Below are 12760 nucleotides of genomic sequence, written 5' to 3'. Positions count from 1 at the left end.
CCGGCGGTGCACATCCTCCTGCGCACCGTCGTATTAGTTCTATGGTGAACTTATTCGGCTTGTCAACGCGCTTGGGGAGGGAGAGGCGTGAATCGGATCGAGCTCAAATCTCTACTTGCTGACAGTGCTTTAGCCACGCCGTCGGGCCGCATCGTGCGGGCCCTGAGCGAGCGCGGCGCTTTGAGCGCAACGCAGATCGCGCGCCTGACCGGGCTGGCAAAGTCCACGGTGTCCACCGCCCTGACCGAGCTCAGACGCTCGCAGATGGTGGTGGAAATCGGCACCGAGTCGGCGGGCGGCGTGGGCCGGCCGGCGACGGCGCTGACGCTCAATCCGCACGCCGGCACCTGTATCGGCATCCTGATCGGCTCCACCGAAATCCAGGTGATTCTGGCCGATGTCGCCCACACCGTGCTGTCGGACCGCACGATCAATCTCGAGATCGACTATTCGCCTGACACCGCTATCCAGCATGTGCGCCGGCTGATCACCGAAGCCTACGAAGGCCAGTGGCAACGCCGGGATGGATTGCTGGGGGTGGGAATCGCCGTGGGCGGGCCAGTGAACCCGGTGACCGGCACAGTGCTTCGCGCCGGCGGCATGCCGACCTGGGCGGGCGTCGACATCCGTGAGCTGTTCGGACCGATCTTTCCTGAAGTGCCGATCTTCTGCGACAACGAATCCAACTGCTCCGCCATCGCCGAGATGACCTGGGGGGCGGCGCAGGGATATGATGATTTCGTCCTCTATACTCTCGATCTCGGCATCGGCGGCGCGATCGTCGCAGGCGGTCGCGTGCTGCGCGGCATTGCCGGGGGCGCGGGAGAGTTCGGACACGTGGTGATCGACCCCGACGGTCCGCTCTGCCGCTGCGGCAACCGCGGCTGCATCGAGGTCTATGCCAGCTTCCGCGAGCCGTTGACCGAGGCAGAGACCCATTTCGGACGCTCGCTGCGGCTGGCCGAGGTGGTCGATCTCGCGCTGGGCGGAGATCCTTTGTGCAGCGCGTTGATCGCCCGGACGGGGGAAGCGGGCGGGCATGGCCTTGGCCTGATCGGTTCGGTGTTCAACCCGACGCTGGTGGTGGTAAGTGGGCGGCTGGCGATGGCCGGCGAGATCCTGATGAAGCCGCTTGCCGAGAGCTTCGAGCGCTACACGCTGGTCAAGCATGGGGACGTTCCCGACGTCGCCCGCACCACGCTCAGGCCAAGCCAGTTCTCCGACAATGGCGCCTGCATGGGCGCCGTCGGGCTGGTGCTGCGCCACCACGGGCGGTTGGTGAACTGACGGCTGTCGCATATGGACATCCACCGGCAGTGCAGCAGTGGCCTTCTCCCCTTGTGGGAGAAGGTGCCCGAAGGGCGGATGAGGGGTTCGCGAAACGAAGTGTAGCGCGATCCGAGCGTAGCGAGGAGCGATCCAGTACGCGGAGAGAACCCCTCATCCGGCCTTCGGCCACCTTCTCCCACAAGGGGAGAAGGCACTCGCGTCGTCGCCGGTGCCTCACCAGATGCCATTGGGGTGAGGGCTGGTGAACCAGAGCGGCAATCTTACGCCTTGCTCCCCGCCGCGGTCTCGAACACCCTCCCGCCTCTTTCGCAAAAAGGAGTCGCGGCATGACCATCGCAATCATCGGAGGCACGGGCTTTCTCGGCACCGCCACGGCGAGGCGACTCAGGGAGCGAGGGCATGACGTGCTGGTGGTGGCGCGCGGCCGGCACCCGGTGGCGCTGCCCGACGGGGTCCGGTTCGAACAGGCCGACCGCACGGACGGCGAGGCGCTGACGAAGCTGCTCAGGGACAACAAGGTCACCGCCGTCATCGATATCTTCACCATCAGCCTGCGCAACACGCAGCCGGTGATCGAGGCGGCCGGTAAGGCCGGCGCACGCTATGTGCTGGTCAGTTCGACCGACGTCTATTCCAACTATGGCGGTCTCCTAAAAAAGGAGAGCCCGGCGATCCGACCGGAGCCGGCCACCGAGGACTCACCGCTCAGGACCCTGCGCTATCCCTACCGGCAGAACGCCCGGCGACCCAAGGGGATCGAGGACGACCTGTTCGACGAATACGACAAGATCCCGATCGAAGAATTCGCCATGGCGGCAGGGGCACCACAGGCAACCGTGCTGCGGCTGCCGATGATCTTCGGGCCGGACGACAAGCAGCACCGCTTCGCCTGGGCGATCAGGGGCGCCAAGGCCGGCGAGCCGTTCCGGCTGGACCGGCGTGGCGCGGCCTGGCTCAACTCCTACGCCTATATCGACGACGTGGCCGAAGCGCTGGCGCTGGCCGCCACGCTGCCCGAAGCCGAAGGCCGTATCTACAATGTGGCCCAACCATTCGTCAGGACGCAGGCCGACTGGGCCCGCACCGTGCTGACGCTGATGGGCGTCGACAGCGAGATCGTGCTGGTCGATGCCGATGCCGACGGGATCCTCGCCGATCGCGCCGACAGCAGCGACCTCAGCTATCCGCTGACGCTGGATTCCGCTCGTATTCGAGCCGAACTGGGCTACAGTGAGATCGTTCCCGAGGAGCAGGCGCTGCGCCGCACCATCGAGTGGGAGCTGGCCCAGGGCTAGCTTCCAACAGCTCCCGCACCAGCCGGGATTGACTTGGGCGCGCGCTACTTTAGTGTCACTAAAATCGCGAGGGCGCCCGTGCCAGTCTTGAAGTTTGAGAAGCGTTCCGATCCGGTCGAGGCATCGACCCCGATCGACCCCAGCCTTGGGCAGCGCCTGCGCGACCGCCGCAAGGAGCTGGGGAAAACGCAGCAGCAGGTGGCCGATGAGGCATCGCTGACAGTCGGCTTCATCTCGCAGATCGAACGTGGGATCTCCACGCCTTCGCTGGCCTCGCTCTACAATGTCGCCAAGGCGCTCGAGGCCAGCGTCGACATGTTCGTGTCGGCGGCTCCCGCCCGCCAGCACAGCGTCGTCAGCCATTCCGGCCAGCGCCAGACCTACAAGGTGGGCGGCACCTCGCGGTTCTACGAGTTCCTCGAGCGCGGCTTTCCCGAGGCCAGGCTCAATGCCTGCCTGTCGCACGTGCCGCCCGGCCATGCCTCGGAGATGATGAGCCACGAAGGCGAGGACTTCGTCTATCTGGTCTCGGGCGAGATGCTCTACGAAGTCGACGGCATCGAATATCGCCTCGGTCCCGGCGATACCCTGCATTTCGACAGCCGCCGGCCGCATCGCGGCACCAATATCGGCACCGGCACGGCGCTCGAGCTGTGGGTCGGGACTATGCAGCTGTTTCCCGAATGACCGTGATCGATCCTGCCATCGCCACGCAGCTCGCCACAGGCCTCGCGGCCGGCCCGACGAAGCTGTTCGCCGTGCTGTCGGAGCTGTTTACCGCCGTGCCGGGCGTGCGCACGGCGACGTTCATCGCGGTGGCGCCGGACAAGAGCGTGACGCACCGTATCGGCACCTCCAATCCGACCGATTTCCCGGTCGGCAACGTCGACCCGGTGGGCGACGACGTGTGGAACAACACCATCCTCGGCAAGATGCAGCCGGTCATCGGCGACAGCGTCGACAGCATGGCGGCGTTCCTGCCCGAAACCGACGGGCTCGTCGCCATGGGCTACGGCGCCTGTTCGTGCTTTCCTATCGTGATCGGGGGCGAGACGCGCGGCGTGGTGGCACTGCTCGGCGATGCCGGCATCTTCACCCCGGCGGCGCTCGCCCGGATCGACACCCTTCTACCCATCGCTGCGCTGATTTTCACCTTCGAGGGCATTTCCACATTGCCCGCGGCGGTCAGCGGGAGATGACGCCTGCGACGAGAACCGGCTCATCAGCCGGAAACTGACGACTTCAACCAGGGAGACTGTCATGCGTTTGTTCAAGACGCTTATGGCGGTTGCCGTCGGCGCGGTGATGACCGCGTCCGGAGCGATCGCCGAAACACCCAAGAATACCCTCGTCATCGCCGATGCGATCGACGACATCATCACGCTCGATCCGGCCGAAGTGTCGGAAGTGGGCGGCGTGCTGGCGAGCCAGCAGATATATCAGCCGCTGGTCAGTTTCGACCCGGCCGACCCGACCAAGATCAACGGCGTCCTCGCCGAGAGCTGGTCGGTGTCGGAGGACGGCAAGACCTTCACCTTCAAGATGAACCCGAATGCCAAGTTCGCCTCGGGCAATCCGGTGACGGCGGCCGACGCGGAGTACTCGCTGCAACGCGTCATCCTGCTCGACAGCCGCATCTCGTTCATCCTGACCCAGTTCGGGCTCAACAAGGATAACGTCAAGGACAACATCAAGGCTGTCGATCCGCAGACCCTGCAGCTTGTCGTCGACCAGAAGTATGCGCCGAGCTTCGTGCTCTACGTGCTGAGTTCGTTCACCGGCGGCATCGTCGACTCCGCCGTCGTCAAGCAGCACGAGGGCAAGCGGGAAGACGGCTCCAACGACTACGGCAACGCCTGGCTGAAGGCCGAGAATTCGGCCGGCTCGGGTCCGTACGTGCTGACCAAGTGGGACCCCAAGGTTTCGATCCTGCTCAGCCGCAACGAAAACTACTGGGGCACCGCTCCGGGGGTCGACCGGGTGTTCCTGCAGCACATGCCGGAATCGGCGACGCAGCGCCTGGCGCTCGAAAAGGGCGACATCGACATCGCCAACAAGCTCGGCCCGGACGATATCGGCGCCGTGTCGGCCAACCCCGACGTGCAGATCCTCGAGGGCGTGTCCTCGACGATGTACTATTTCGGCCTCAACGTGCGTAACCCGGCCCTGGCCAACCCCAAGGTCGTCGAAGCCATCAAGTACGGCGTCGATTACCAGGGCATCGCCGATACTATCGGCAAGGGCACCATCAAGGTGCACCAGACCATGATCCCGGACGGGTTCCTGGGCGGCGGCATCAACTACAACCCCTACTCGCTCGATATCGAGAAGGCCAAGGCGCTGATCGCCGAGTCCGGCGTCGCCACGCCGATCAAGCTCGCGACCGTGGTGTGGAACGTGCCGCCCTATCCCGATTACGCCCAGGCCGTGCAGGCGACCCTGAGCCAGATCGGTGTCGATCTCGACCTGCAGGTGGTGGATGGCGGCCCGTGGCTCGATCGCTACCGCTCGCACGATCTCGACGTCTGGTTCGGCCTGTGGGGTCCGGACTATCCCGATCCGCACTCCAACGCCAAGGCGTTCGGCAACCATGACCCGTCCGATCCGGACGGCCAGAAGGGCAACCTCGCCGATCGTTTCGGCTGGGACTCGGGCAAGGTCTCCGAACTGGTGAACCAGGCCGTGCAGGAGCAGGACGTCGAAAAGCGCAAGGCGCTCTACGACGAAGCCCAGCGGCTGCACACCGACACCTCGCCGTTCGTGTTCATGTTCCAGGACAGCCGCAAGGTTTCCATGCGCAAGAACGTCAAGGGCGTGGTGCTCGGCATCACCTTCTCCGACGACCGCTATGGCGGCGTGAGCAAGGAATAACCTACAATCCCGAACCGGAGGCCATGGCCTCCGGTTCTCCTCGGAGTCGCTCTTTGGCGAACATCAGCTCTTACCGCGCCGGCCTGCCATCTGAAGGGGCAACCCAATGAACCGCCCCCTCCGCCTGTTCATCGACATCGGCTCCTGGCTGATCACGGTGGCGATCACCCTCGTCGGCCTTGCTGCCCTCACCTTCTTTATCGGTCGCGTGCTGCCGATCGATCCGGTGCTGTCGATCGTCGGCGAAAAGGCGACGCCGGAAGTGTACCAGCGGGTCTATCTCGAGCTCGGCCTCGACAAGCCGCTCTGGGCGCAGTTCTGGGACTATCTGGGCAAGCTCCTGCGCGGCGATTTCGGCACGTCGTTCTCGACCTCACGGCCGGTGCTGACCGACCTCCTCAATTTCTTCCCCGCGACACTCGAACTCTCCACCATCGGGCTGATCATCGGCGTCGTGCTGGGCGTGCCGATGGGCGTCGCCTCGGCCTACTGGCACGAGAAATGGCCCGACCATGTGCTGCGTGTCGTCGGCCTCGTCGGCTATTCGGTGCCGGTGTTCTGGCTCGGCCTCGTAGGCCTCTTCATCTTCTACTATCTGCTTGGCTGGGTGTCGGGGCCGGGCCAGCTCGACGTGTTCTATGTCGGGGTGGTCAAGCGGATCACCGGCTCGATCCTGATCGACAGCGCCATCGCCGGCGAATGGGACATCTTCTTCAACGCCATCAGCCACATGACGCTGCCGGCGCTGCTGCTCGGCTATTACAGCCTCGCCTATATCTCGCGGATGACCCGCTCGGTGATGCTCGATCAGTTGAGCCGCGAGTATGTCCTGACCGCGCGCCTCAAGGGGGCCAGCGAGTTCCGCGCCGTCGCCGGGCACGCGCTGCGCAATGCGGCCATCCCGCTGGTGACGGTGATCGCGCTCAGCTATGGCGGCCTGCTCGAAGGCTCGGTGCTGATCGAGACGATCTTCTCGTGGCCGGGCATCGGCAACTACATCTATTCTTCGCTGTTCGCCGCCGACATGAATGCCGTGCTGGGTGGCACGCTGCTGGTCGGCGTGGTGTTCGTCCTTCTCAACATGCTGAGCGACGTGCTGTACCGCGCACTCGATCCGCGCTCACGGGAGTTCGCCAGATGAGCGTCACCCCCGATCTCGTCGATGACCCGAAGCGCGCGGTGCGCGCCGCCCGCTGGGCCGAGTTCAAGATCTTTGCCCGCCGCTTCATGCGCAATCCGCTCGGCGTGGTGGGTCTCGCCATCGTGGTGCTGTTGCTGGCCTGCGCTGCCTTCGCGCCGCTGCTAGCGACGCATGATCCCTATCTGCCCAACCTTGCCGACCGACTCGCCGCGCCGAGCGCCACCTACTGGCTGGGGGCCGACGAGCTGGGCCGCGACATCTATTCGCGCGTCGTCTACGGCTCGCGGCTGACCCTGCTGATCGTGGCGCTGGTGATCGTCACCTCGGCGCCGATCGGGCTGATCATCGGCGCGGTGTCGGGCACGGTCGGCGGCTGGGTCGATGTGATCTTCATGCGGATCACCGACGTGTTCCTCGCCATTCCGAAGCTCCTGCTGGCGCTCGCTTTCGTTGCGGCGCTCGGGCCCGGCATCGTCAATGCGGCGCTCGCCATCACGCTTACCGCCTGGCCACCCTATGCACGCCTCGCGCGGGCCGAGGCGCTGATCGTGCGCAACTCCGATTACGTCAACGCCGTGCGGCTTGCCGGCGCCAGCGAGTTCCGCATCATTGTGTTCCATGTCATCCCGATGTGCCTGAGCTCGGTGATCGTCCGCATGACTTTCGACATGGCCGGCATCATCCTCACCGCTGCCGGTCTCGGTTTCATCGGGCTCGGCGCGCAACCGCCGCTACCGGAATGGGGCGCGATGATCTCCACCGGGCGCAAGTTCATCTTCGACCAGTGGTGGGTGGCGACCGTTCCGGGCTTTGCCATCTTCATCGTCTCGCTCGGCTTCAACCTCCTGGGTGACGCCATGCGCGACCTGCTCGATCCGCACCTGAGGCAGCGCAAATGAGCCCTCTGGTCGAGATCGAAAACCTGCGGGTCGCCTTCCGCAACGACGAGGGTGGCTACAATGACGCGGTGCGCGGCGTGACGCTATCGCTCGGCCGCGAGAAACTGGGCATCGTGGGCGAGAGCGGCTCGGGCAAGAGCCTCACCGGTCGCGCCCTGCTCGGCGTGCTGCCGCCCTATGCGCGCATCGGTGTCGACAGGATGAGCTTCGACGGCATCGACCTCAGGTCGGCCAGCCCGAAGCTGCGCCGCTCGCTGCGCGGCGGCCGCATGGGGATGATCCTGCAGGATCCGAAATTCTCGCTGAACCCGGTGATGACCGTCGGCAAGCAGATCGTCGAGGCGATCCGCATCGGCGATCGCCGGATTTCGGGCAACGACGCCAGGAAGAAGGCGCTGGGCATTCTCGATGCGGTGCATATCCGCGAGCCGGAGCGGGTGTTCGGCCTTTACCCGCACGAACTCTCGGGCGGGATGGGGCAGCGGGTGATGATCGGCATGATGGTGGTGCGCGAGCCCAACCTGCTGATCGCCGACGAACCCACCTCGGCGCTCGACGTCACGGTGCGCACCCAGGTGCTGTCGATCCTCGACGAGCTGGTGACGCGGCGGGGCATGGGGCTGATCTTCATCAGCCACGACCTCAACCTCGTCTCGAAGTTCTGCGACCGGGTGATCGTCATGTATGCCGGGCGCATCGTAGAGAGCATCGAAGCGAGCCGCCTCAACGAGGCGACGCATCCCTACACGCGCGGGCTGCTATCGTGCCTGCCGCATATCGACGGATCGCTGGAGCCGTTGCCCGTGCTCAACCGCGACGCCAGCTGGGCGGGAGCTGCGTGATGCTCGAGATACGTGATCTCAATGTCGAATTCTCCGGCAAGCTGGCAGTCCGTGACACCAGCTTTTCGGTGCAGCCCGGCGAGAGCTTCGGGCTGGTCGGCGAATCCGGCTCGGGCAAATCGACGATCCTCCGGACCGTCATGGGCCTCAACGCCAACTGGAGCGGCAGCATCACCGTCGATGGCCACGACGTGCGCAAGATCCCGCGCAAGCAGCTGGCCAAGGTGGTCCAGATGGTGTTCCAGGATCCCTACTCCTCGCTGCACCCGCGCTACGTCATCGGCCAGCAGATCGCCGAGCCGATGAAGATCAACGGCATCGCCAATCCGGAGCGCCGCACCGCTGAGCTGCTGGAGCTGATCGGGCTCGGCTCGAAATTCCAGTTCCGCTTCCCGCACGAACTCTCGGGCGGGCAACGACAGCGCGTCGCCATCGCACGCGCCCTGGCGCTCAGCCCCAAACTGCTGCTGCTGGACGAGCCGACCTCGGCACTGGATGTGTCGATCCAGGCGGAAATCCTCAACCTGCTCAACCGGCTGCGAAAGGAACTCGGCCTCACCTTCGTGATCGTCAGCCACGACCTGGCGGTGATCAGCTACATGTGCGAGCGGCTGATGGTGATGCGCAACGCCCAGCCGGTCGAAACGCTGACCCGCGAGCAACTGCGCTCCGGCGCCATTGCAGAGGACTATACCAAGGCGCTGATCGCCGCGGCCTGAGCGGTGATGACAGGACAGGGCCGCGGCGCTAGCGTGGCCGGATGAACATGACACCATCGTCTGATCCGCGCCTCACCCTCGCCCGCGACGGAATTGCCGCGCGATCGCTCGAGGGGATCGTTGCGGCGGCGCGTTATGTCGACACCGTGACGCGGCAGGCTCGCGTCCCGGCAGCCGCGTTGCGGCGCGCCCCCTCCCCCGAGGCCGAACAGCTCGACCAGCTGCTGTTCGGCGAGGTGTTCGAGGTGCTGGACGAGGCCGATGGCTGGGCCTTCGGGCAGGCGCAGCGGGACGGCTATGTCGGCTACGTCGCGTCCGGCGCACTGGGGGCTCCGGGCGCGGCGCCGACCCACACGGTGCGGGCGCTCAGGTCCTATGGCTTCAGCGCACCCAGCATCAAGGCGGCGCCGATCGGGCTTTATTCGATGAACACTCCGGTCGCCGAGGAAGGGCGCGAAGGGCGGTTCGTGAAGACGGCTGGCGGCTGGATGGTCGAGGAGCACCTGGCGCCGATCGGCGATGACGCGCCGGATTATGTGGCGGTTGCCGAAAGCTTCGTCGGCACGCCCTACCAGTGGGGCGGGCGCGAGAGCCTGGGGCTCGACTGCTCGGGCCTGGTGCAGCAAGCCCTCTACGCCGGCGGCCTTGCCTGCCCGCGCGACAGCGACCAGCAGGCGGGGCTCGGCCAACCCATTGCGGTCGAGGCGTTGCAGCGTGGCGACCTGATGTTCTGGCGTGGACACGTGGCGTTGCTCACCAGCCCCACCGACATCGTCCACGCCAACGCCTACCACATGGCAGTGGTGATTGAACCGCTCGCCGAGGCAGTGGCACGGACCATCAGCCGCGGTGGCGGCGAGCCGACGGGGTATCGGCGGATTTGACTCCGAGCTTGGTCGCTCGGACGAGGTGCCCACTCCCTTCTCCCCTCAGGGGGAGAAGGTGGCCGAAGGCCGGTTGAGGGGTGAAGCGTCGCAATACGCCCTCGCTGAAAGACTGAACCCCTCACCCCAGTTTCGCTACGGACCTGACGGTCCTAGCTGCACTACCCTCTCCCCTCAGGGGAGAGGGGTCGGGGCCGGCACGTCGTGGTCACACCGGCATTGGCCGGATGAAGTGGTTCGGCCCGATCTCCCGCACCTCGGTCTGCTCCAAAGCCGACTGACGGCGGATCAGCTCGATGCGGTCGAGTTCATCGCTGAAGCGGGTGTCGCCGAAGCGGCGGTCGGGGTCGGGGACGGCGGAGAGCAGCAGCCGGGTGTAGGGGTGCTGCGGGTTGCCGAGCACGCTTTCGGTCTCGCCCCATTCGACGATCTGGCCGGCGTACATCACCATGATGTCTTCGGCGACGTAGCGGGCGGTGGCGATGTCGTGAGTGATGTAGAGCACGGCGAGCTTGAGCTCGCGCTTCATGTCGTTGAGCAGATTCAGGATGCCGAGCCGCACCGAGACATCGAGCATCGAGGTGGGCTCGTCGGCGATGATCACCTCGGGGTTCACCGCCAGGGCCCGGGCGATGCTGATGCGCTGGCGCTGGCCGCCCGACAGTTCGTGCGGATATTTCGGCAGGATCAGCGCGGGATCGAGCTTCACCCGGCTCAGCACCTCGGCGATGGCGGCGTCGCGCGCCTTGCCCCTGAGGTTCGGCTGGTGCAGCCGCATCGGCCGCTCCAGATGATAGCGGATGGTGTGAACCGGATTGAGCGAAGAGAACGGATCCTGGAACACCATCTGCACGGCGCTGCGATAGGCCTGCATGTCGTTGACGGCGCTGCCCTCGATCGGCTCTCCCCGGAACAGCAGGCGGCCCTGGTCGGGACGATATTCGCGCATGATCAGTCGGGCCGCGGTGGTCTTTCCCGAGCCGGACTCGCCGACCAGCGCCAGGGTGCGGCCGGGATGCAGCGCGAACGACACGGCCCGCGCCGCGTGCACGGTGCTGCCGCCGCGATGGAACACCTTCGACACCTTGTCGAGGGCGAGGATGGGGGCCGCGTCGTTCATGGGGTCGCCTCGGCGATGCGGGCGCCGGTGAGGCGCGGGATCGAGGCCCAGAGTTTTCGCGTGTAGTCGTGCTGCGGCGAGCGGTAGATCGCCTGCGCCTCGTTCACCTCGACCAGTTCGCCCTCGAGCATGATGCCGATGCGGTCCGAGACCTGCACCATCAGCGCCAGGTCGTGGGTGATGAACAGCACCGAGAAGCCGAGCTCCTGGCGCAGCTTGTGGATACGTTCGAGGATTTCGCGCTGCACCACCACGTCCAGCGCCGTGGTCGGCTCGTCCATGATCAGAAGTTTCGGGTTGAGCGCCAGGCAGATGGCGATGACGACGCGCTGGCGCATGCCACCCGAGAGCTGGTGCGGATAGGCGCTCAGCCGGTCGGCAGGAATATCGACGAGCTGAAGCAGTTCGGCGGCGCGGGTCCGGGCAGCGAGGCGCGACATGCCGGTATGGGTTTTCAGCACATCGTAGAACTGGCGCTCGATGGTCAGTACCGGATTGAGCGAGTTCATGGCGCTCTGGAACACCATGGCGACCTCGCGCCAGCGCAGCTGCTTGAGGGCCTGGTCGTCGAGGGTCAGCACGTCGCGCCCATCGAGCAGGATCTGGCTGCCCGAGCGGATCAGCGCCGGCGGACGGTGCAGCCGGCTGATGGCGAAGGCGATGGTGCTCTTGCCGCAGCCGCTTTCGCCGGCGAGGCCGAAGAACTCGCCCTTGCCGATGTCGAAGCTGACATTCTTGACCGCGTGGAAGTCGGTGGTGGCTCCGACGTAGTCGATCGAGAGGTTGCGGATCGAAAGGACAGGATCGCTCACAGCGTACCCTCCCCGCGGCGGATCAGCCCGGTCCAGCGCGCCAGCATGCCGCCGGTGCGAAGCCGCGGGTTGGCGATCTCGTCGATGGCGAAGTTGATCAGCGCCAGGCCGAGGCCGAGCACCGCCAATGCGAAGCAGGGCGTGAGGATGTCCCACCATGCACCGACCGAGAGGGCCGAGGCGTTCTGCGCATTGTAGAGCATGATGCCCCAGGAGACGGTGTTGGGGTCGCCCAGGCCTAGGAACTCGAGCGTCGCCTCGGTGATCACCGCGAACAGCACGCTGCCGATGAAGTTGATGCCGACGATCGAGATCAGGTTGGGAAAGATCTCGAACGCCATGATGCGCCAGCCGGGCTCGCCCAGCATCTCGGCGGATTTGACGAAGTCGCGCTGGCGGATCGACAGCGTCTCCGAGCGGGTGACGCGCACCCCCCAGGCCCAGGAGGTGAAGCCGAGGATGACGGCGATGACCAAGGGGCTCGCCTGGCCGATGAAGGCGGCGAGCACCAGCAGCAGCGGCAGGTTGGGGATGACCAGCACCATATTGGTCAGAAAGGTGATGACCTCGTCGACCACGCCGCCCTTGTAGCCGGCAATGATGCCGAGCACCGTGCCGATGACGGTGATCAGCAGCCCGGCGCCGAAACCGACAGCCAGCGAGATGCGCGCGCCGTAGAGCAGCCGGGTCAAGACGTCGTGGCCGAGCCGGGTGGTGCCGAGCAGGTGATCGGCCGAAGGGGCCTGGTGCGGCCGGCCGACGCGCTGGGTCGGGCTGTACTCGGTGAGCAGCGGGGCGAAGATGGCGAGGAGGATGACGATCACCAGGATGGTCACCCCGACCATGGCCTTGCGGTTGCGCAGCAATTGCTTGAGCAGGGTCATCGG

General features: G+C 65.7%; 13 protein-coding genes. 10 read left to right on the top strand and 3 right to left on the bottom strand.

Annotation, left to right across the window (positions count from 1 at the left end; translation table 11 throughout):
• The first annotated feature begins 87 nt into the window (after positions 1–87).
• From APS40_RS16755 to APS40_RS16710, 10 genes are all read left to right on the top strand, one after another.
• The gene (locus tag APS40_RS16755) at positions 88–1287 is read left to right on the top strand and encodes an ROK family transcriptional regulator (RefSeq protein ID WP_156342969.1); all 1200 of its coding nucleotides are present in this window, start codon (positions 88–90) and stop codon (positions 1285–1287) included.
• Positions 1288–1616: 329 nt separating this feature from the next.
• The gene (locus APS40_RS16750; protein WP_055048139.1) at positions 1617–2585 is read left to right on the top strand and encodes an NAD-dependent epimerase/dehydratase family protein; all 969 of its coding nucleotides are present in this window, start codon (positions 1617–1619) and stop codon (positions 2583–2585) included.
• 87 nt (positions 2586–2672) lie between these two features.
• Positions 2673–3272 (top strand): helix-turn-helix domain-containing protein, encoded by a 600-nt coding sequence (locus APS40_RS16745; protein WP_055048138.1) that lies wholly within the window; start codon positions 2673–2675, stop codon positions 3270–3272.
• Complete coding sequence (locus tag APS40_RS16740) at positions 3269–3784, top strand: hypothetical protein (protein WP_055048137.1); 516 nt, start codon at positions 3269–3271, stop codon at positions 3782–3784. The genes APS40_RS16745 and APS40_RS16740 overlap by 4 nt, the downstream gene beginning before the upstream one ends.
• Before the next feature lie 61 nt (positions 3785–3845).
• Complete coding sequence (locus APS40_RS16735) at positions 3846–5456, top strand: ABC transporter substrate-binding protein (RefSeq protein ID WP_055048136.1); 1611 nt, start codon at positions 3846–3848, stop codon at positions 5454–5456.
• Between the two features lie 106 nt (positions 5457–5562).
• On the top strand, positions 5563–6597 hold the full coding sequence (locus APS40_RS16730) for an ABC transporter permease (protein ID WP_055048135.1): 1035 nt from the start codon (positions 5563–5565) through the stop codon (positions 6595–6597).
• Positions 6594–7496, top strand: coding sequence for an ABC transporter permease (locus APS40_RS16725; RefSeq protein WP_055048134.1), 903 nt, complete (start codon positions 6594–6596; stop codon positions 7494–7496). The genes APS40_RS16730 and APS40_RS16725 overlap by 4 nt, the downstream gene beginning before the upstream one ends.
• Positions 7493–8338: an ABC transporter ATP-binding protein gene (locus APS40_RS16720; protein ID WP_055048133.1), complete on the top strand. Its 846-nt coding sequence runs from the start codon at positions 7493–7495 to the stop codon at positions 8336–8338. Before APS40_RS16725 ends, APS40_RS16720 begins: the two co-directional genes overlap by 4 nt.
• Positions 8338–9057: an ABC transporter ATP-binding protein gene (locus tag APS40_RS16715; protein ID WP_055048132.1), complete on the top strand. Its 720-nt coding sequence runs from the start codon at positions 8338–8340 to the stop codon at positions 9055–9057. The genes APS40_RS16720 and APS40_RS16715 overlap by 1 nt, the downstream gene beginning before the upstream one ends.
• Positions 9058–9104: 47 nt before the next feature.
• Positions 9105–9941 (top strand): C40 family peptidase, encoded by an 837-nt coding sequence (locus APS40_RS16710; protein ID WP_197279346.1) that lies wholly within the window; start codon positions 9105–9107, stop codon positions 9939–9941.
• Positions 9942–10149: 208 nt separating this feature from the next.
• On the opposite strand, the gene APS40_RS16705 is transcribed toward APS40_RS16710, so the two are convergent.
• From APS40_RS16705 to APS40_RS16695, 3 genes are read right to left on the bottom strand one after another with little or no spacing between them, the layout of a single operon-like run.
• A complete protein-coding gene (locus APS40_RS16705; protein ID WP_055048130.1) occupies positions 10150–11061 on the bottom strand; it encodes an ABC transporter ATP-binding protein in 912 nt (303 codons plus the stop codon).
• Positions 11058–11873, bottom strand: coding sequence for an ABC transporter ATP-binding protein (locus APS40_RS16700; RefSeq protein ID WP_055048129.1), 816 nt, complete (start codon positions 11871–11873; stop codon positions 11058–11060). The genes APS40_RS16705 and APS40_RS16700 overlap by 4 nt, the downstream gene beginning before the upstream one ends.
• Positions 11870–12757, bottom strand: coding sequence for an ABC transporter permease (locus APS40_RS16695; RefSeq protein ID WP_055048128.1), 888 nt, complete (start codon positions 12755–12757; stop codon positions 11870–11872). The genes APS40_RS16700 and APS40_RS16695 overlap by 4 nt, the downstream gene beginning before the upstream one ends.
• Positions 12758–12760: the final 3 nt, after the last annotated feature.

Origin of the sequence: Devosia sp. A16, from assembly GCF_001402915.1 — a bacterium.
Taxonomy (GTDB): Bacteria; Pseudomonadota; Alphaproteobacteria; order Rhizobiales; family Devosiaceae; genus Devosia_A.
Note: the sequence above shows the minus strand (reverse complement) of the source record. Positions and strands in the feature narration are given on the sequence as shown.

Excerpts from the sequence above, each read along its gene's own strand:
- APS40_RS16750 (WP_055048139.1), top strand. The coding sequence starts at position 1,617 with ATGACCATCGCAATCATCGGAGGCACGGGCTTTCTCGGCACCGCCACG.
- APS40_RS16740 (WP_055048137.1), top strand. The coding sequence starts at position 3,269 with ATGACCGTGATCGATCCTGCCATCGCCACGCAGCTCGCCACAGGCCTC.
- APS40_RS16735 (WP_055048136.1), top strand. The coding sequence starts at position 3,846 with ATGCGTTTGTTCAAGACGCTTATGGCGGTTGCCGTCGGCGCGGTGATG.
- APS40_RS16730 (WP_055048135.1), top strand. The coding sequence starts at position 5,563 with ATGAACCGCCCCCTCCGCCTGTTCATCGACATCGGCTCCTGGCTGATC.
- APS40_RS16725 (WP_055048134.1), top strand. The coding sequence starts at position 6,594 with ATGAGCGTCACCCCCGATCTCGTCGATGACCCGAAGCGCGCGGTGCGC.
- APS40_RS16720 (WP_055048133.1), top strand. The coding sequence starts at position 7,493 with ATGAGCCCTCTGGTCGAGATCGAAAACCTGCGGGTCGCCTTCCGCAAC.
- APS40_RS16715 (WP_055048132.1), top strand. The coding sequence starts at position 8,338 with ATGCTCGAGATACGTGATCTCAATGTCGAATTCTCCGGCAAGCTGGCA.
- APS40_RS16710 (WP_197279346.1), top strand. The coding sequence starts at position 9,105 with ATGACACCATCGTCTGATCCGCGCCTCACCCTCGCCCGCGACGGAATT.
- APS40_RS16705 (WP_055048130.1), bottom strand. The coding sequence starts at position 11,061 with ATGAACGACGCGGCCCCCATCCTCGCCCTCGACAAGGTGTCGAAGGTG.
- APS40_RS16695 (WP_055048128.1), bottom strand. The coding sequence starts at position 12,757 with ATGACCCTGCTCAAGCAATTGCTGCGCAACCGCAAGGCCATGGTCGGG.